Source organism: Acidisoma sp. L85 (assembly GCF_009765865.1).
Taxonomy (GTDB): Bacteria; Pseudomonadota; Alphaproteobacteria; order Acetobacterales; family Acetobacteraceae; genus Acidisoma.
Map to the genome: position 1 here is coordinate 8,077 of NZ_LMUQ01000076.1, position 17,239 is coordinate 25,315.

The 17,239-nt window shown below is 60.7% G+C and carries 21 protein-coding genes and 2 pseudogenes; 17 read left to right on the plus strand and 6 right to left on the minus strand.

What is annotated here, in order from left to right:
- Positions 1–104: 104 nt before the first annotated feature.
- Positions 105–872, minus strand: coding sequence for an SOS response-associated peptidase (locus GSQ83_RS25870; RefSeq protein WP_158805763.1), 768 nt, complete (start codon positions 870–872; stop codon positions 105–107).
- Between the two features lie 195 nt (positions 873–1,067).
- Here GSQ83_RS25870 and GSQ83_RS25875 point away from each other — a divergent pair, with 195 nt between their 5' ends.
- The 5 genes from GSQ83_RS25875 (at position 1,068) to GSQ83_RS25895 (ending at position 5,125) form a co-directional block, all read left to right on the plus strand.
- Positions 1,068–1,559 carry an Hsp20 family protein gene (locus tag GSQ83_RS25875; RefSeq protein ID WP_158805764.1) on the plus strand — a complete coding sequence of 164 codons (492 nt, stop codon included), beginning with the start codon at positions 1,068–1,070 and terminating at the stop codon, positions 1,557–1,559.
- A gap of 727 nt (positions 1,560–2,286) precedes the next feature.
- The gene (locus GSQ83_RS25880) at positions 2,287–2,754 is read left to right on the plus strand and encodes a recombinase family protein (RefSeq protein ID WP_158805765.1); all 468 of its coding nucleotides are present in this window, start codon (positions 2,287–2,289) and stop codon (positions 2,752–2,754) included.
- Positions 2,755–3,322: 568 nt separating this feature from the next.
- On the plus strand, positions 3,323–3,766 hold the full coding sequence (locus GSQ83_RS25885) for an NUDIX hydrolase (protein WP_158805766.1): 444 nt from the start codon (positions 3,323–3,325) through the stop codon (positions 3,764–3,766).
- 166 nt (positions 3,767–3,932) lie between these two features.
- Positions 3,933–4,550 carry a LysE family translocator gene (locus tag GSQ83_RS25890; protein WP_158805767.1) on the plus strand — a complete coding sequence of 206 codons (618 nt, stop codon included), beginning with the start codon at positions 3,933–3,935 and terminating at the stop codon, positions 4,548–4,550.
- A 272-nt stretch (positions 4,551–4,822) separates the two neighbouring features.
- Positions 4,823–5,125, plus strand: coding sequence for a hypothetical protein (locus GSQ83_RS25895; RefSeq protein WP_158805768.1), 303 nt, complete (start codon positions 4,823–4,825; stop codon positions 5,123–5,125).
- 184 nt (positions 5,126–5,309) lie between these two features.
- Here GSQ83_RS25895 and GSQ83_RS25900 read toward each other — a convergent pair whose 3' ends face one another.
- The gene (locus tag GSQ83_RS25900; protein ID WP_158805769.1) at positions 5,310–5,951 is read right to left on the minus strand and encodes a dihydrofolate reductase family protein; all 642 of its coding nucleotides are present in this window, start codon (positions 5,949–5,951) and stop codon (positions 5,310–5,312) included.
- Positions 5,952–6,351: 400 nt separating this feature from the next.
- Between GSQ83_RS25900 and GSQ83_RS25905 the strand changes: the two genes are divergently transcribed.
- Positions 6,352–6,723 carry a hypothetical protein gene (locus GSQ83_RS25905; protein ID WP_158805770.1) on the plus strand — a complete coding sequence of 124 codons (372 nt, stop codon included), beginning with the start codon at positions 6,352–6,354 and terminating at the stop codon, positions 6,721–6,723.
- An 854-nt stretch (positions 6,724–7,577) separates the two neighbouring features.
- On the opposite strand, the gene GSQ83_RS30155 is transcribed toward GSQ83_RS25905, so the two are convergent.
- On the minus strand, positions 7,578–8,033 hold the full coding sequence (locus GSQ83_RS30155; RefSeq protein WP_216850586.1) for a DUF2934 domain-containing protein: 456 nt from the start codon (positions 8,031–8,033) through the stop codon (positions 7,578–7,580).
- A 318-nt stretch (positions 8,034–8,351) separates the two neighbouring features.
- Between GSQ83_RS30155 and GSQ83_RS25915 the strand changes: the two genes are divergently transcribed.
- Entirely contained in the window at positions 8,352–8,684 is a 333-nt protein-coding gene (locus GSQ83_RS25915) for a hypothetical protein (RefSeq protein WP_158805771.1), read from the plus strand.
- A gap of 826 nt (positions 8,685–9,510) precedes the next feature.
- On the opposite strand, the gene GSQ83_RS30750 is transcribed toward GSQ83_RS25915, so the two are convergent.
- Together GSQ83_RS30750 and GSQ83_RS30755 are read right to left on the minus strand one after the other, a co-directional pair.
- Positions 9,511–9,603: a helix-turn-helix domain-containing protein gene (locus GSQ83_RS30750; RefSeq protein WP_254065913.1), complete on the minus strand. Its 93-nt coding sequence runs from the start codon at positions 9,601–9,603 to the stop codon at positions 9,511–9,513.
- 122 nt (positions 9,604–9,725) lie between these two features.
- Positions 9,726–9,800: pseudogene (locus GSQ83_RS30755) on the minus strand (resolvase); the annotation flags it as partial.
- A gap of 109 nt (positions 9,801–9,909) precedes the next feature.
- Here GSQ83_RS30755 and GSQ83_RS25925 point away from each other — a divergent pair.
- A pseudogene (locus tag GSQ83_RS25925) lies at positions 9,910–10,161 on the plus strand (helix-turn-helix domain-containing protein); the annotation flags it as partial.
- On the opposite strand, the gene GSQ83_RS25930 reads toward GSQ83_RS25925, so the two are convergent.
- The gene (locus GSQ83_RS25930; RefSeq protein WP_216850587.1) at positions 10,121–10,567 is read right to left on the minus strand and encodes a nuclear transport factor 2 family protein; all 447 of its coding nucleotides are present in this window, start codon (positions 10,565–10,567) and stop codon (positions 10,121–10,123) included. The pseudogene GSQ83_RS25925 and the gene GSQ83_RS25930 sit on opposite strands and share 41 nt — an antisense overlap.
- 116 nt (positions 10,568–10,683) lie before the next feature.
- Between GSQ83_RS25930 and GSQ83_RS25935 the strand changes: the two genes are divergently transcribed.
- The 9 genes from GSQ83_RS25935 to GSQ83_RS25975 form a co-directional block, all read left to right on the plus strand.
- Complete coding sequence (locus GSQ83_RS25935) at positions 10,684–11,070, plus strand: MerR family transcriptional regulator (protein ID WP_158805772.1); 387 nt, start codon at positions 10,684–10,686, stop codon at positions 11,068–11,070.
- A gap of 295 nt (positions 11,071–11,365) precedes the next feature.
- Positions 11,366–11,722 (plus strand): helix-turn-helix transcriptional regulator, encoded by a 357-nt coding sequence (locus GSQ83_RS25940; protein ID WP_158806069.1) that lies wholly within the window; start codon positions 11,366–11,368, stop codon positions 11,720–11,722.
- Positions 11,719–12,213, plus strand: coding sequence for an ArsI/CadI family heavy metal resistance metalloenzyme (locus GSQ83_RS25945; protein ID WP_158805773.1), 495 nt, complete (start codon positions 11,719–11,721; stop codon positions 12,211–12,213). Before GSQ83_RS25940 ends, GSQ83_RS25945 begins: the two co-directional genes overlap by 4 nt.
- Positions 12,210–12,641 carry an arsenate reductase (glutaredoxin) gene (gene arsC, locus GSQ83_RS25950; RefSeq protein WP_158805774.1) on the plus strand — a complete coding sequence of 144 codons (432 nt, stop codon included), beginning with the start codon at positions 12,210–12,212 and terminating at the stop codon, positions 12,639–12,641. The genes GSQ83_RS25945 and arsC overlap by 4 nt, the downstream gene beginning before the upstream one ends.
- Before the next feature lie 41 nt (positions 12,642–12,682).
- A complete protein-coding gene (arsB, locus tag GSQ83_RS25955) occupies positions 12,683–13,714 on the plus strand; it encodes an ACR3 family arsenite efflux transporter (protein ID WP_158806070.1) in 1,032 nt (343 codons plus the stop codon).
- Positions 13,711–14,163 carry an arsenic resistance N-acetyltransferase ArsN2 gene (gene arsN2, locus GSQ83_RS25960; RefSeq protein ID WP_158805775.1) on the plus strand — a complete coding sequence of 151 codons (453 nt, stop codon included), beginning with the start codon at positions 13,711–13,713 and terminating at the stop codon, positions 14,161–14,163. The genes arsB and arsN2 overlap by 4 nt, the downstream gene beginning before the upstream one ends.
- A gap of 4 nt (positions 14,164–14,167) precedes the next feature.
- Positions 14,168–15,352, plus strand: coding sequence for an MFS transporter (locus tag GSQ83_RS25965; RefSeq protein WP_158805776.1), 1,185 nt, complete (start codon positions 14,168–14,170; stop codon positions 15,350–15,352).
- 422 nt (positions 15,353–15,774) lie between these two features.
- Positions 15,775–16,578 (plus strand): transporter substrate-binding domain-containing protein, encoded by an 804-nt coding sequence (locus GSQ83_RS25970; RefSeq protein WP_158805777.1) that lies wholly within the window; start codon positions 15,775–15,777, stop codon positions 16,576–16,578.
- A gap of 126 nt (positions 16,579–16,704) precedes the next feature.
- On the plus strand, positions 16,705–17,239 hold a 535-nt coding region (locus GSQ83_RS25975; RefSeq protein WP_158805778.1), incomplete at its 3' end, for an ABC transporter permease.

Here is a 17,239-nt window from a genome sequence, read left to right on the forward strand (position 1 = left end):
AGGGCTGCCTCCCAGACCCCCGCCTGCCGTGCCTCTGCGTCCGATCGGGCCGCCGCCCGTCGCGCCGCCGTTCAACCCCGTCAATCAGCGGAATGGTCAGCCGCTCATTCCTCAGGCGCCACCTCCCATAAGGTAGGCTGCGTCATCGGCTTCTGAGCAGCATCGACGGTCTGAACCTTCTCGCTGCCAAGAGTTTCTGACGCCGCTGGGGGGTCCTGTTTCTCGCCCCTCGCTACGACAATCAGCGCGTCATCCGCGAGCGGCCGCTGCAGCCTCAGCGCCTCCAGGGCAGGCGCCATCATCCAGATGTCGATCTCCTCCTGGGTTGTCAGGATCACCGGCATCGCCTTCGGGTGATAAGTGCCCACGAGGGCGTTGGGCTCGGTCGTCAGGAAGCCAAAGATATCGTTGGTGGTCTCGCCCTCCTTGACCTTCCGAACCGATGTCCAGCGCGTCCAGATGCCGGCGAAGACTGCCAGCCGCCGGCTTTCGTCCAGCGCGAACCAGATCGGCGGCCGAGACCCGTCCGACAGCACCTCGTTCTCGGAGAAACTGGTGAACGGCACCACGCATCGGCTCTCAACACCAAGCCATCTTCGCCAGTGGGAGGAGTTCGTGTTGCGGATGTTGGTCACGCCGGAGTCCGACTTCCTTGGCTGGCCCTTTGCGTCGATGAGGAATTGCCGCGGCGTCGGCATGCCCCAGCGCGCCATCGTCAGCTCGCGGCCGTCCGGCTGGTTGCGGACAATCGGCGCCGGATAGTCGGGGAAGATGCCGGGCAACGGCGGCATATTGCCCGTGCGGTCGGTCATCGCCCGGGTGAAGTCTCGGATCGCCTGCTGGCCCTTGGTAACGCTGTAAAGGTTGCACATACGGGCACTATCTAACCGACCGCGCCGGTGGCTAGCGACCCATCGCTTCGAAAAGGTTGGCAAAAAAATCAAGCGACCCTCTTGAACGGGGATTTCTGCCGAATTACCTCGCCGACCGTCGAGGCCCAAGCGGCTCGATGAGACGCCGTCGGAGGCGGCGTATCCGTATCCATGTTGCTCAAGGAGGATGTGGTTATGAGAACCTATGACTTCGCTCCCCTGTTCCGTTCCACCGTGGGTTTTGATCGGCTGTTCGATAAACTCGAAGAAGCCTCGGCGCGCCCGGATTGGCCGCCCTACAATATCGAGCGCACGGGTGAGAACCGGTATCACATCAGCATGGCGGTTGCTGGTTTCGACCGAAGCGACATTGAGGTCGTCCAGCAGGGCAATGCGCTTGTCGTAACGGGCCAGAAGAAGGCAGAGCAAGGCCAGCGCGAGATGCTGCACCATGGGCTGGCCTTTCGCAGCTTCCGGCAGACGTTCAACTTAGCCGATCATGTGAAGGTCTCAGCGGCGACAATCGAGAACGGCCTGCTGTCGATTGAGCTCGTCCGCGAGATCCCCGAGGCGCTGAAGCCTCGGCGCATCGAGATCGATGCTCCGACGGAAATCTCCGGACAAGACAATCGGCTGAAGCTGTCTGATCCGAATATAGATCGGCAGGCGCAGACACAGGCTGCCTAAGTTTCGCTGCCTAGGGCTTTGGTTGAGCCTCCCAGCGGCGCTGGGAGGCCTGATCGTGGAGATAAGAGATGAGTGACCAAGCTGTACCTGCGCTAAAATTGAGTGCGCAAAATACAAAGGACTGCAAGACCTCAGAGGACGGGCTGAAGCCGTCAGCGCCTTTCCTCGCCCGCCCGGAGAAGATCTTGGGTGATCCAACCCTAAGCAGGGATGAGAAGCGCGCGGTCCTTGCGTCATGGCTATCAGATGCACGTGCTCTTCCGGATACCCCGCGCTGGCGTCAGCTGGACAACGGCGCCTTCGTGGACGTCGACGATCTCTACGCGGCCCTTCGCGCGGTGGACGACTTTGACGTGGGCATCGAGAGAGGCGAGTTAGGATACGCGTCTTTCACATCGTGGCGGCCCAGGCGGAGGATCCGGCGGATTGGCAACATCATCCGCCGGAAACGTTACGATGACGACGACGATGATCCGCCGCCAGTGCCTGCTTTGTGCCGATTGCCGCCTAGAGGTCGCCCGCCGGTAGGGCAGGAAGCGCCACTCTTCATGGAGTTTGCGGCTTAGTGGCTTGCGGCTGGGCGCCGCGTCCCTTGCCGCTTCGGCCAGTTAGGGCAATTGCTAGCAGCCGACCGAGGATAACCGAGCCGCATCGAAGCTCGGTCGGCACCCTTCGCGAGTAAGTCCAAACCAATTAGAGCGCCGGCCTCAAGGTCGATCGCCGCCGCGTGGTTTCGGAAACCGTCTCTGGCAGCTCAGCTATTGCGCGCCGCCCGGAATTTCAGCAGCTGATGAACAGGCTGGAGCAGGACAATGTCCTCATCGTCACCAAGCTGGACCGCCTCGGGCGCGACGCCATCGACGTCTCCAGCACAGTCGCCAAGCTGGCCGAGCTTGGCGTCCGGGTTCACTGCCTCGCCCTTGGCGGCGTCGACCTGACCAGTGCCGCGGGTCGCATGACGGGCGTCATCAACCATGTCGCTCAGTTCGAGCGCGACCTCCTGATCGAGCGGACGCACGCCGGACTGGCCAGAGTAAAGGCTGACGGCAGTGTTCTCGGTCGTCCTAGGGAACGAAGAAGCAGGCCGTGCTGGCTGCCCTGGGGGGCCGGTGACAGTGTCTCAGAGTTGGCCAGGCACTACGGCACCAGCCGGCAGACCATCATGCGGATACGGGACGCTAAGGCAGCGGCATAGCTCTCGGCGCCCCGCAGCCGGCATGGCGTCTTTGTAATCCATCTGCCCAACTTGTGAGATGCTTCTGACATTTCCCACACGACCTTGATGGTCCACTTCATCCTAGGGTCGCAGCGTGAAATCTCTCGGCGTCTTCGTCGCTACAACTATCGGCGCCTACCTGGGCACCGTGCTCGCCTGGGCGACCTACGCCTATCTATTTCACATCTACGACGGTGAACTGGATCGGATTGCGTCCCACGTCGCGCCTATCTGCGGTCTCGTCTTCGGTCTTCTAGCGACGGGGATCTCATCCTTGCACACAAAGCTTGCCGCAGAGTCCGGTAGGAGGCAGACTCGCAACGAAAGATGAGGCGCAATACTGACCCCCTGAGGGCGGTTTTCGCTTCCAATCGCCGACCCCCCGCCGCTGCCGCCGCCATTGATCAGATTGTTCAGCAGCAAGTTCTGCTGGAGGCTGCCGCCAAGCCCTGAGACAGCCCCGCCCATTGGGTCCTTGAGGCGCTGGCGCGTCAGGGCTGGCCTCAATTCCTTTGGTTACAGCCGCCTTCGTTCCCACCTAGGATCGATGGCGAAACTCCTGAAGCAATTTGCGGCACTGCCGGTCATGGAGACCGGCGGGACACTGCATGTGCTTCTCATCACGTCGCGTGCCAAGCAGCGGTGGATCATTCCCAAGGGGCATCCGGAGAAAGGGATGCAGCCCAGCGCCGTAGCGTTGCTCGAGGCTCGAGAGGAGGCCGGGGTTTGCGGCGTCATCAGCAAGATGCCGATCGGGCACTATCGCACTCAAAAATGCCTACCCTCGGGCAAACAGGTGCCCTGTGAGGTCACCGTGTTCCGGCTCGACGTGTCGGAGCACCTTGCCCAGTGGAAGGAGCATTTGGAGCGCAAGATAATGTGGGTGCCGCTGTCACAGGCGGCGGCTCTCGCTGACGATGGCGGCCTGTCGGAATTCCTGGAGGGGCTGGATGCCGCGGCCAAACCCAAAGCTCTCGCGGTCACATCCTAGGCTCCGGCATCAGTTCCAGCGCCCGCTACGTAGCAATGCGGGGTCTTACTCGCCAGATGCCATAATTGAGCGTGGCACAGAGCCTCGTTCGCCGTCTTGGCCAAACCGGGCGTCAACCATGCAGACATGCTAGTCCTATTCATCGGCCTAATGAGGAGAGAGTGCCATGGACTACGTCGGATCTCTCCCGGCTCTTGCGGGCATCATGGCGCTCAGCGTCATCAGCCCGGGGCCTAACTTCGTCATCGTCAGCTCGACGGCCATGCGTGCATCGCGGATTGCCGGATTGGCAGCTGGCCTGGGGCTGGCGGGAGCAAGCCTCACGTGGACGGTCTTCGCGATCTCCGGGCTCGGCCTGCTGCTCTCCCACGCGGCATGGGTCTATGAGGGAGTCCGCATCATAGGCGCCTTCTACCTCATCTACATCGGCGTCAAAATGATTGTTGGGGCCAGGAAACCTCTCAACCTGTCGGGCACTGCTCGGCAGCCTAAGCCTTGGGAGGCGATGAAGCGCGCTTACCTCGTCAGCATGGGGAACCCCAAATCGATTGCCTTTTACGCTAGCATCTTCGCGCTGATGGTTCCGCCGGACGCCCCGTCGTGGTTCTATGCCGCTACTGTCGCGATTGCAGGTGCGATCTCAGCCGGTTGGTATTGCAGCCTCGCTTTTATGTTCTCTAAGCCGGCCGTGCGTCGGGGGTTCGCTCGGGTTAAGACGGCGATCGAAAGCGTGATGGGTATCTGCCTCGTAGCCTTGGGTGGACGTCTGCTCATCGAGGCTTAAGCGATCGTGCTCCGATTTGATCTTGGCCAGTGCTCAGCCGACGCAGTAGCGATGAGTCTGGGAGCGGCGTGCTGGGTGTTAGCCCTCTCTCGTCCTTGTACGGCCCTCTCAACCCAGCCATTTCAAACTGAGACACTACCCGCTGGCAGCAAGACAATGACTTTTGCCAAAAGGTTGATTTCTCTGGGCTCTGGAGGCTGCGAGGAACGGTAAGTAATGTTTACCGTAACCAACTATGCCCAACCGACCGACCGCCACAAAGGGACCACCGCATGACCGCGGGTGAGCGTCGCATCCTCGATGTCTTGAAGGACGCCCACCTGGGCGTGAGCGAGGGCAAGGCCCATCTCAAACGCCTCAGTCCTCGAGCCTCTGCCGCCACGCGAGCTGACTGCCAGGCCGCCATCGAGGCGCTCCAACGGGTGGCGACCTACGCGGCTTACGCGCTGCGGCACCTGCCGGAAAACCCTGTCGATCGGGCGCAGGCCGTCGCGGACCATCTGGCGAGCCTGCGACACCTTATCGGGCGGCTCGATGTCGCTGCGGACCGGCTTCTGGCTACAGCCTCGGTCTAGGCAGTCCCGCGATCGTCGAGCCTCTGGCGAGTAAGACCCCGCATTGCTACGTAGCAATGCCTATCCTGCCATCCGTCTCTATGATTTTAAGTGATCGCCAGTGATCGCGTCGCCGAGGTAACTGCCGTTCTCATTGGGGATCGCTCCCGATCGCTTGCGATCACTTAATCTCAGATCTATCGAGTCAGCGCGTCAGCAGGGCATGGGTCGCCAGCTCGGTTGGGACCACCTCCGTCACCCGATAGCCAAGGCCTGGCAGGTCGACACCTGCGAACAGGGATTCGCCACGGCCCAGAACGACGGGCGACAGCGCCAAGTGCAACTCATCGATCATTCCTGCCAGCAGATACTGGCGGACCGTCGAAACTCCGCCGCCGATCTTCACGTCCAGGTCGCCCGCGGCGGCCTTGGCCTGGGCGAGCGCCGCCTCGATCCCGTCGGTGACGAAATGGAAGGTCGTCCCGCCTTCCATCACGATTGGCGGCCGGGCGTAGTGCGTGAGGATCAAGGTCGGCGCGTGATACGGGGGGTTGTCGCCCCACCAGCCCTTCCAGTCGGGCCCGCCCCAGTCGTCGCCGGCCGGCCCGAACATATTGCGGCCGAGGATGAAGGCGCCAAAACCTTCCATCGCGGCGCGGGCGAAGCGATCGTCAGCACCTTCAGTCCCTCCCTCTTTCCCGACCATCGATCGAAAAGTCCGGGTCGGGAAGAACCAACTCATCAACTCCTGGCCCCGTTTGCCGAGCGGATACTCCAGGCTCTGGTCCGGGCCGGCCCCGAAGCCGTCGACGGACACTCCCAAACCCGCTACGCGCACCTTGGCCATGGGAACCTCCATCTGATTGTGAACTGCAACCAGTTGAGTCTTGCGCGGTCTGAGGTTGTTCGAAAAGGGCGGGAGTCTGGGCTGGAACGCGCTGCATCGGCCCTCGCAGGCTCAAATCAGTCGGATCGAATGCGACGCCTCACCGCGGACCACAGGCAATCGGTTCCCAATCCGAAACCCCACCGACCTAATCAAGCTATGGCTCTTCACTGACACGGCGGAATTCACGCTCTAGCGACTCAAGGTTTTGTGTGCACCGCTCAGCCGACCGAGGCGCTGTGATGGTGAAGCCGGTTCAACGAGCGGCACTACTATCACACGACTTTGGCACCGGGCTTTGAACTGGCGTTCGGCCGTCCCCATAACTGCCGGCCTTAGAACGTTCTAGGGATGAAATCCTGTGGCTGATGGAGCGCCTAACCGCGACGCCCGGACCGACTTTCTCGATATAGAAATGACTCGGGAAACGGAGGCCTATCTGCGGCGGGGTAGGATTAACGCAAATCTACCTGCCGGCGACCTCAACAGCCTTTGGGAGGCAGCATTCGTGGCTTGGTTCAGAAGCCGGGGTGCCGAAGATAGGCTTGGCTACTACGACCTCGATATTGAATTGGAGCTTCGGGGCCTGGAGCCACCGATTGAGGTTGTCCGCGCCGAACTGGCACGAGCACACGCGCAGCTGTTGGTGAATACGGATGACGAAAGCCCTGCGTTGAACGAGCGGCTGCTGAATTTCTTGAGAGCCGCTAACGATACCGAACCGACACCCTGAATGCCTGCTCACCCTTAGATCGCCGTCGAAGAGCGCGCCGTGCAACAGTTCGAGGATGGCATGTCAGCGGATCTCGCTTCCGCTGGCCTCGGCTTAAACATGCCACCGCCGCGCACTTAATGCTCATCAACTTTGAACCTGGGTAAGTGAGGTTCGGCGTCCGGGCATTGCTATCGACACAGCCCCGAACGCCGAAGGCGCGAGTTAGCGGCCTAATTTCCGCCTCGCGGTGACAGGGGATTATGACTGCACCACGGGAACCGCGCCCCGGCGGCTAGTGGCTCCGCCGGCCCATCAACAACTTGGGCCGCAGCCAACTTAGCGGGCGTCACAGTAGGTTGACGTTACGCTTCGTCACATCCCGTGCCCTAAGGGGTGTCCCCTGCCAGAGCAGCGTTTACGGTCTGTTGCTTCAAGCGTTCGTGCAGAGCCATGCGAAGATGCTCGCCAACTGCCCAGAAACGGGTGCAGGGAGCTTGCGGACCTTCTAAGGCTGGTTGCCGCGCAGCTGCAGTGATCTATCGGAAAACACTGCGGTGACTGCGACGCATCTTCCTGAGTTGTCGTTTGGACAAACGAGCAGGCCCTGTGGTCCGCGCGACCTCGCCGCGTCTGATGTAGTCGATTGCGAGGAAGCAAGCGACGAGGGCGACGACGAAAAGCACGAGCTGGATATACAAGGATACAGCCCTCCTGAGCGGCAAACGCCACTGGGCTCAGCGTAACTTCCCTTAATACGCTCGATGGGGCGGGGATGACTCTCACGATCGCTTGCTCTATTCCACGTCTAACCTGGCGCTCCCAAAGCTGACGATGGCCCTCCTAAGAAGATAGCTTTCAGATCTCGTGAAAGCTCAAACCTCTTCGAAGCCGCAGGTCCAGCTGTAATGTCGGTCAGCCTGCCCCTCAGGGCATCCTTCCTGCTCCCATATCCGATAGGCTCGCTCACGCAGGCGCTGTTCGTGGGCGCGGTGCCAGTATTCGTCCGAGCGTCCTTCGGGTCGGCCTTCTTGTTCCCAAAGCTCGTAGGCGCGCTGGCGGACGATCCGGTCGAGGTCAGTCTTTGTTTCCATCAGAACGTCGTGGCTATCGCCATACGGCGTCATGGCGCCACTCCGGCTGATATGCATCCGGGCAGAAAGACTCTCGAGCTCCTCAGTCGGAACAAGCTGAGAATGAGCCGCGGCAGACAGCGCTTTCTCCTCAAACTTCGTATCCGATAGCTTGGCCTCTGCCACTCCGAGCGTGACCGGAAATGTATGCAGGACCGTATTATTATCGTTCAGCACATCGACTAACCGCTCGGCCACGAAATTCGCTCCCGTTAAAAATGTCGTCCAGCGCTCATTGAACGCTAGCTCGCTAGGTCTGTCTCAATTTTGGCTGGTCGTCGCGCGAACTACTGTCACCGGCATCGGATGAGCGAGCTGACGATGGAACCTCATTACGCTAAAACGCGGTGAACCGTGAGTCATTCCTCGGGAGCTGCGGGTTTAGGTTCAGTGTCCGGACTTAAAGTATCAGTCCGGCCGACGCGGAGGGACATCGCGAAACTTTCCCTGGCGTGCCTATGCTTGGCACAATACAGGCCGTCCGTAGCCTGAAGGGCTTCAAAGGGAACTAGGCCGATGGAACATGACAAAGGCTGGTATGCCCACGAGATCACGCTGATCACGCATCCAATCGATGGTCACCGGCGGCGCCTGACGCTGCCATGCCGATGGATTGAATATGTGCAGAATTGGGACGCGAAAGGGACTGGGCGACCGTTCTTCCAAATCTCGGCCAGCCATACTGCCGGTCTAATGACCGAGAAGTGGCACATTCTCACATTCCTGGATGGCGCCGGGAACCTTGCGCAGTCGTTCCTTGTGAAGGCGCTGGCGTCGAGCGAGCTCAGGCTCCGGCTGCTCGCGACAATCTGGGGATTCGGCGGAGCTGTCCCTCGTCCGCTTCGCTGACGCGAGTATTTGCCCGAGAGAATGTCATTCACCGTCTCCTCGTAACTTTCTGCCTGGCCCTGGCTGCCCTGTATCGCCCCGCGTCCAGCGCCTCCCTGTCCCAGCGGGGCGTCTTGGGGCCTAGGTGGAAGGACGGCTTCGGCAATCTTCCGGCCTTCACGTGCCGCTTCAGGTGGTCAACCTCCATCGATAGATATTCGGCCGCCGCCCGCCTGCTCAGCCAGCGCGTCTTTTCATATTCCGCCATGGCGCCCGATCCCATCTGAGCATTCGTCTAGGGTGCCTTGGTCTGTCAGAGAACCGCCGATTCAGTTGTTATCTTTCGTCAACGATAAGTGGCCACGCGAATGGAACTGGGAATGGCAACGACAATGGAAACGAGTGTGCCCGCGAATCTGCAGAAACCTGGACAATCCGGCAAATTTGCAGGACGCGACCTCATTTAGGTTCATTCCGCTTCATGCACTCGAATGAGCCTAAGTGCGCGCAAATGAGCTGAGGACTGCTGGCAAGATATGCGTCGTATATGTACGCCGCCGGCTTGGGCTTACTCGCACCCTGGCGGGGCTCGACACATTTCAGCGCCCATCACCGTGCACGACGGGTGGTGTATGGAAAACCCTCAGCTCTCCCATGGTCTCCCGGTCCTCTCGCGGTTCTCTCCCGCTCCGACAGGGCCTTGTCACAGGGCTCGCGCCCGACGTTACCTGGACGTCTCCTGGCCATCTCCTGGCCGACTCCTGGCCGACTCCTGGCCATCACCTGGACGCGAAAAGGGTTTTCCATACACCAATGCACCTGTCGTGCAGCTTGATGGGCGGCGTACTCAGCTCGTAGCCGACCGCGCTGGCTGTTCCAGCAGCCGATATACACTGCTGCGGGCAATGCCGAGCTGTTTGGCGATGGCGGCCGGACCCATGGTTTCGGCCAGGAGCTTAACGTCTTCCGCTCTGATGCTGACCGGGCGGCCCTTGTACTTGCCCGCCGCCTTTGCCGCTGCGATGCCCTCCGCTGCCGCTCCAGCATGATCTCCCGCTCCCAGGTGGCCACGCCTGCCAGGATGGTCAGCATCAGCTTCCTGGTCGGGTTACGGGTGTCGAGCTTCTCGCCGCCCATGGAGAGGATGACGAGCCCGATGCTGCGCTTGCCAGGTCAGCCTCGGTCGTCAGTAGCTCGGCGGTGCTGCGGCCAGGCGGTCTGGCTTGGTGACCATCAACACATCGCCCGCGAGGGCATGGCCATCGCCCGGTCCAGGGGTAAGCTGCGCGGCAAGCAGCCCAAGCTCTCCGACAAGCAGCAGAAGGAGCTGCGCCGGATGCACGACACCGGCGACTACTCGATCACCGACCTTGCCGAACTGTTCTCCATCTCAAGGCCGACCGTTTATCGCTCGCTCGGCAGGTTAGCGGCGCTTTCCGAGGTTCCGTCAGCAGGGCCTAGTCTATCGTCAAATCCCTCGTCGCTTCACTGCCTTTGACTGCTCGAAGAAGAGCAATCGGGTTCCAGTAGTCCTTGTAGTGGACAATGCTCCCATCGCGCATGCGGATCACCGAGATGTAGCGCTGGTCGTAAGTTTCTCTCGTGATCACGCCCTCTCCGCGCCCGGAGAACTCAAGCACAACCACGTCCGGATCGCTTGTCTTGATCTCGGAAACGTCGGCGACGCTGTCGATCCGAAGCAGCTTCCTGATCCTCTGGAAGTTCGCGACGATGGCGTCCCGGCCTGCCATCGACGCGTTCAACCCGGGCGGCGCAAAGGGGTACTCGAAGACGCCATCCCCGGCGAACATGTCTGGAAACGTCTCGGCGTCGGGTTTGAGACGGCGACCCAGCACGCGGCGCAGCATGGCTGGAAAGCTTTCAACGGCATCGGTTTCGGACATGTTGATCTCCATCGTGGTCAGGGCCGGATGGGGACAGCCGGTGGCCAGGGCATTGCCGCACCCGGCTGATCGCTATAACGGTGGTCCATGGTCCACAGTCAATGGCTTTGTCCGCGATGATGATCGCCGCCTTTGCCCGGGAAAGCAGGCTGTCGGTTGATGCGGTGCGGCTCTACGTCCGCCGGGGCTTGCTCCATCCGGAGGTCGGGACGAAGGGCGGGTCGCGTCCCTACCAGATCTTCTCAGCCCTCGATCTCGAGAAGGCCCGCATCATCCGTGCCGGCCAGGCGCTGGGGTTATCGCTCAAGGAGATCGGCGCGTTCATCAGCAAACGGGCTTTCGACGGGGAGGAAGACGACGTGGTGATCTCCTTCCTGGCGGAGCAACGCGATCGCCTCACAGGAAGAATTTCTGAGCTGGAAAAGCTCGTCTCGTTCGTTGATGCCAAGATAGCCTGGCTGAGGAACCCGAGCGTCGGCCCTTCGCCGCCCTACCCGCAGTAACGGCGTCATGATAGCAGCGCCGCGTGAAGGTCCGCTGCCCGTCCAACTCAGCGCCAGGTGCGCCATCTAGCACTGGAAAAGTTCCGCCATTTACCGCTGAAGGCCACAGCTACTTCGGCAGGTTTTGGGCTGTCTTCCTGCGTCCCGTTTAACCTTGCCCTAATCGGACGCTCAAGGATGAGCGCGGTCGCGCAGCCTCTTCATCGATAGCAGGCGTGACAACAGTAGCCAGTCCGCCGCCTCCAGCCAGAAATGAGGCTTGACAACGCAGATACATTTCCATTTCTCTAGAAATATGGAGAAGTCAGACGCTGTTACCGCTCTCTCAGCTCTAGCTCAGGAGTCCCGCCTCGACGTGTTCCGACTGCTGGTGCAGGCCGGGACTGATGGGATGCCTGCCGGTCAGATTGGCGAAAGGCTGGGCCTTCCTTCGGCAACTCTGTCGTTTCACCTGAACCAACTGAGGCAGGCCGGCCTCGTGACGTTTCGGCGGGAAGGACGCTCACTGATCTACATGGCCGAATACGCCGCCATGAACGCGCTGCTCGGCTACCTGACAGAAAACTGCTGCCAAGGTGATCCTGCGGGCTGCGCCGTCGGCATCTGCGATCCATCCACCCTCATCGACGCTAAGGAAGGAATACGCCAATGAAGCGCCTGCACGTCCATGTCGGGGTCAAAGACCTGTCCGATAGTGTGAAATTCTACAATGCTTTGTTTGGCGCGGAGCCGGTAAAGCTCAAGTCCGACTATGCCAAATGGATGCTTGATGATCCCCGGGTCAACTTCGCGATCTCGACCCGCGCGAAAACAATCGGCGTCGATCACATGGGAATCCAGGTAGATGACGCGGACGAGTTAGGAACGCTGCGTGATCAGATGTCGCAGGCGAATATCTCGACGCATAGCGACGGCGAGACAACCTGCTGTTATGCCCGCTCTGAGAAATCTTGGGTGGAAGACCCGAACGGCCTCGCGTGGGAGGCCTATCACACGATGGCGGATGCCCAGATTTATTCCGGCAGCGATGAGCCCGTAGAGTTATCCGGGGACTGCTGCACGCTTGAAACTCCGCAAGGTGCTTGCTGTGCTCCAAAGCCGGAACTGACCGCTGAGGCACCCTGCTGCGCGACGGCTGCATGACGGTCACAATCTATCACAACCCGGCCTGCGGCACGTCGCGTAACGTCCTCGCCCTAATCCGCAACAGTGGCGAGGAGCCGCGCGTCATCGAGTATCTAAAAACGCCGCCATCACGCAATGAGCTGATCAGCCTGATTGACCGCATGGGGATCGCGGCGCGTAAATTATTGCGACGGAAAGTGACACCTTACGACGAACTTAAATTGGGCGATCCTGCTCTGACAGACGAGCAACTGATCGACGCGATGATGGTGCATCCCATCCTCATCAACCGGCCAATCGTCGTAACGCCGAAAGGCGTGAAGCTCTGCCGCCCGTCCGAGACGGTGCTGGACATTCTCCCTAATCCGCAGCGCGGCGCGCTCTCGAAAGAAGATGGCGAGGTGGTCGTGGATGCGGACGGCAATCGCGTTGCGAGGCCTGCGTAATGAGTGAGGCGGTTGCTGTTGCGCCTGGCAAAGCGCCATCCATGGGGCTGTTCGAGCGCTATCTGACGCTCTGGGTCGCGCTCTGCATTGTCGCCGGCATTGGCCTTGGGCAGGCTCTCCCGGGCCTGTTCCACGCTCTCGGTGCGGCCACGGTAGCTCACGTCAATCTGCCGGTCGCGGTACTAGTCTGGCTGATGATCGTGCCTATGCTTCTGAAGATTGACCTTGCGGCGCTCGGGCAGGTCAAAAGCCACTGGCGCGGTATTGTGACCACTGTCGTCATCAACTGGCTGATCAAGCCCTTCTCGATGGCGCTGCTCGGCTGGCTGTTCATCGGTCTACTGTTCCGGCCCTACCTCCCGGCCACTATGATCAACGGCTACATGGCCGGGCTGATCCTGCTAGCGGCGGCACCCTGCACGGCCATGGTATTCGTTTGGTCAAACCTCGTGGATGGCGAGCCTCACTTCACGCTCTCACAGGTCGCGCTCAACGACACGATCATGGTCTTTGCCTTCGCGCCGCTCGTGGCGCTGTTGCTTGGGCTGTCATCGATCACAGTGCCATGGAACACGCTGATCCTATCGGTCGTGCTCTACATCGTCGTGCCGGTCATCGTGGCGCAGCTTTGGCGACGTGGGCTACTCGCGAAAGGTGGGAAAGCTGTGCTCGGCCGGACGCTCCGAACCCTTGCGCCGTTATCCTTGGGCGCCCTGCTGCTGACACTCGTGCTTCTGTTCGGCCTGCAGGGCGAGCAGATCATGCGCCAGCCACTCGTCATCGCGATGCTCGCAGTGCCGATCCTGATCCAGGTCTACTTCAACGCGGGACTGGCTTACCTGGTCAATCGGCGCCTCGGCGTTGAGTGGTGTGTGGCAGGGCCTTCGGCGCTGATCGGAGCCAGCAATTTCTTCGAGCTGGCCGTGGCGACGGCCATTGCTTTGTTTGGCTTCCAGTCGGGGGCGGCGCTTTCAACGGTCGTCGGCGTGTTGGTGGAAGTCCCGGTAATGCTCTCGGTCGTTCATATCGTCCGCCGCTCACGCGGTTGGTATGAAAGCGGCGCGCGCGCATGACAACCGGCACCGTTCTCAAAATAGAACGCGTGACCGATATCGCCGACCTTCAGAAAGCGCTGCATCAGGCCGGGCTGCCAACAGGGGACCTCAATGAGCCGGGCCGGCTCTTCTTTCGCTTCACGGAAGCCGGCGAGCTGGTCGGCTTCGGCGGTCTGGAAGGCTCTGCTCCTGACATGCTGCTGCGCTCGATTGCGGTCGAGGCCGAGAGCCGAAGTAAGGGCTACGGCGGCAGGATCGTGACTGCTCTCGAACGGGAAGCCGTCGCGCGCGGCGTTGCGCGGCTGCATCTACTGACCGACACGGCCACTGACTTTTTCAGGAGCTGTGGTTACCGGCTGGCGGACCGAGAAAGCGCGCCTGCATCAATCGCGGTCTGTGAGCAACTCATGTCCCTTTGCCCAGCGACCGCGCGCTATCTGCTCAAAACAGTGCCTGACGCAAGTTAGCCTGATGCCCGGCCGGGGTATCGTCATCAGCGGGCTTGGGATCGGGCAGATTTTCGCTTGGGGATCGTCCTACTATCTGCCGGCGGTCCTCGCCAAACCCATCGTAGATGACACCGGGTGGCCGCTGGCGTGGGTCATCGGCGGCCTCTCCATCGGCCTGCTTGTGGCGGGCCTGGTATCTCCATGGATGGGGCGGACCATTGGACGGCGAGGCGGACGCCCCGTGCTCATGGCCAGCACTGTATTGCTTGCAGCTGGGCTTTGCGTGCTGGCGCTCGCCGACTCCATTTCCGTTTATCTCGCGGCGTGGGTCGTCATCGGCATCGGCATGGGAGCCGGCCTCTATGACCCCGCCTTTGCCTCTCTCGGCCGTCTTTACGGCGAGGCGGCTCGTTCCGCGATTACTTCCCTGACCCTGTTCGGTGGCTTCGCCAGCACAATCTGTTGGCCGTTGTCCGCGTTTCTCGTGATTCATTTTGGATGGCGGGGCACTTGTTTTGCCTATGCGGCCTTTAATCTCGCCGTACTGCTGCCCCTCTACGCCGTGACGCTTCCGCGCGAAGCTGAACGCGCGCTGCCTCGCGCTGTAACCGTCACAGCTCGGAAAGAGGCGCGCGAGTCTGGCGTTAGGCAGACACGCCTCCTGTTCATAGTTCTGGCAACTGCGATCACCTTGAGCGCGATGATTTCCACTCTACTCTCTGTCCACCTGCTCACGATCCTGCAATCACGCGGCGTCGGCCTCACGGCTGCGGTCGCGCTCGGCGCACTCGTAGGGCCATCTCAGGTCGGCGCTCGCACTATCGAATTTCTGATTGCGCGCTACCATCATCCCATCTGGACCAAGCTCGCTTCCACCCTCCTGGTAGCGTTTGGCGTCGCGGCCTTGTGGGCATCATTGCCGTTCCTCGCCGTGCCACTGATCTTCTACGGTGCTGGTATCGGCCTTGAAAGCATCGCGCGCGGCACGCTTCCACTCGTCTTGTTCGCCGGCCCCGGCTATGCGGCGACGATGGGACGGCTGGCCAGGCCGAGCCTCATAGCGCAGGCGGCGGCCCCTTCGATTGGTGCGGCGTTGTTGAGCGTCTATGGCGTGAACGGCACGGTCGCAACGTTGGCGGTCGCGGCCGCCGTCAGCTTTGGCCTCGCCTGCGGAATTTACGTGACCCTTGAGATGGGCCGGCATTGAACCCCCGTCCGTCATGCTCATGGGCAGTCAGCGAAATGCCTTTCAGCACCTCATGCGGACCGAAATTTTGTGCCTGTCGCGAAGATGTAGCGCCTCCTCCCCTGTTATGCTCGTGGTGGTTGCGTCATCTGCTGCACCAGAGCCATTGCGCGCTTACATCTTTCGCAAAACCTGATTGTTCCCTGCAACAGGTTGGGCTTGTCAAGCAGATTACTCATTTTGCAAAAAGGCCATTCCGAGCAGCTTAGACGCGACACATCTGCTTGCTGTCGCGTGCATTAAGTGGCGGAAGGGCGGCGACGATAGCATCGGCTTTCGCCCCCGTTCCCCAAATGGCCTACCGCTTGCATACTGCCTTTCAATGGTATCCAGCTGATCGGGCGACCTTGCCCAGGCTAGCAAGACCAAAGGGAGACTACCTGATGAAGAAGCTTCTGGCTGCCGGTGCGCTGGCGGCGATGATACTCGGCCTTATCGGCACGGGCCCGGCCCATGCCAAGGCCTTCACCGAACTCAAGTTCGGCGTCGATGCGAGCTATCCGCCCTTCGAGAGCTTGTCGCCCTCCGGTGAGTTCGTCGGTTTCGACATGGATCTGGGCCGCGCCATCTGCGGCTATCTAAAGGTCAAGTGCGTGTTCGTGTCGCAGACTTTCAGCGGCATCATCCCTGCGCTTCAGGCGCGCAAGTTTGACGCCATCCTCTCTTCGATGTCGAAGACAGCGGAGCGCGAAAAGGCGATTTCCTTCTCCACCCAAATGTACGATGAGCCGACCAGCCTGATCGCCAAGAAGGGTTCGGGGATCACGGCGACGGCCGACGGCCTGAAGGGCAAGACCGTGGGCGTCGAAGCCGGCACCATCCAGGAATCCTACGCCAACGCCTACTGGAAGCCGTTCGGCGTCAAGGTCGTCTCTTATCCTGGTCAGGATCAGGTCTATGCCGATCTTCTCAGCGGCCGCTTGGATGCGTCGCTGCAGGATTCTGTCGAAGCCGATTACGGCTTCCTGAAGACGCCGAAGGGCGCCGACTACGCGCTTGTCTCCAACATTACCGATGATCCGAAGGACGTTCTCGGCTCCTTTGTCGCGATCGGCGTGCGCAAGAACGAGAAAGAACTGCTCGCAAAGATCGATGAGGCGATCGCCGCCCTCCACAAGGACGGCACCTATGACAAGCTGCAATCCAAATATTTTAACTTCAACATCTACCAAGCCAGCGCGAACTGAAGCTGATCCGGAGGTCCGGGCCGCAACTGCGTAAGCCTGCGGCCCGTGACCATTGCCCGCCGTATCGCGGGTGACAGGGCGTGCCAGGCATTGTGTGCTGGGCACGGCCGCTTTCGGAGGAGTTGAATGAATCTCGCAGGCTATGGCCCGGCCATCCTTGACGGCGCGTTGACGACGATCGAACTGTCGATGCTCAGTCTTGCGGCCTCCTTCCTCATCGGTCTTCTTGGCGCTTCCGCCAAACTCTCCCGTAGCCGAATAGCGGTTGGGGTCGCCACCGTCTATACGACGATCATCCGCGGTGTGCCTGATCTTGTTCTCATGCTGCTGCTTTTCTATAGCTTGCAGATCTGGCTGAATGATCTGACCGATGCGCTCGGGCTGGATCAATTCAACCTCAATCCCTTCACCAGCGGTGTCATCACCCTCGGCTTCATCTATGGCGCCTATTTCACCGAAACCTTTCGCGGCGCCTTCATGTCCGTGCCCCGCGGGCAAATGGAGGCCGCGCTTGCAATCGGTATGGGCCGTTTTTATTCTTTCCGTCGTATCCTGTTTCCGCAGATGATGCGCTATGCCTTGCCCGGCCTCGCCAATAATTGGCAGGTCATCCTAAAGGCAACGGCGCTTGTCTCCATCATCGGCTTGTCCGACATCATCA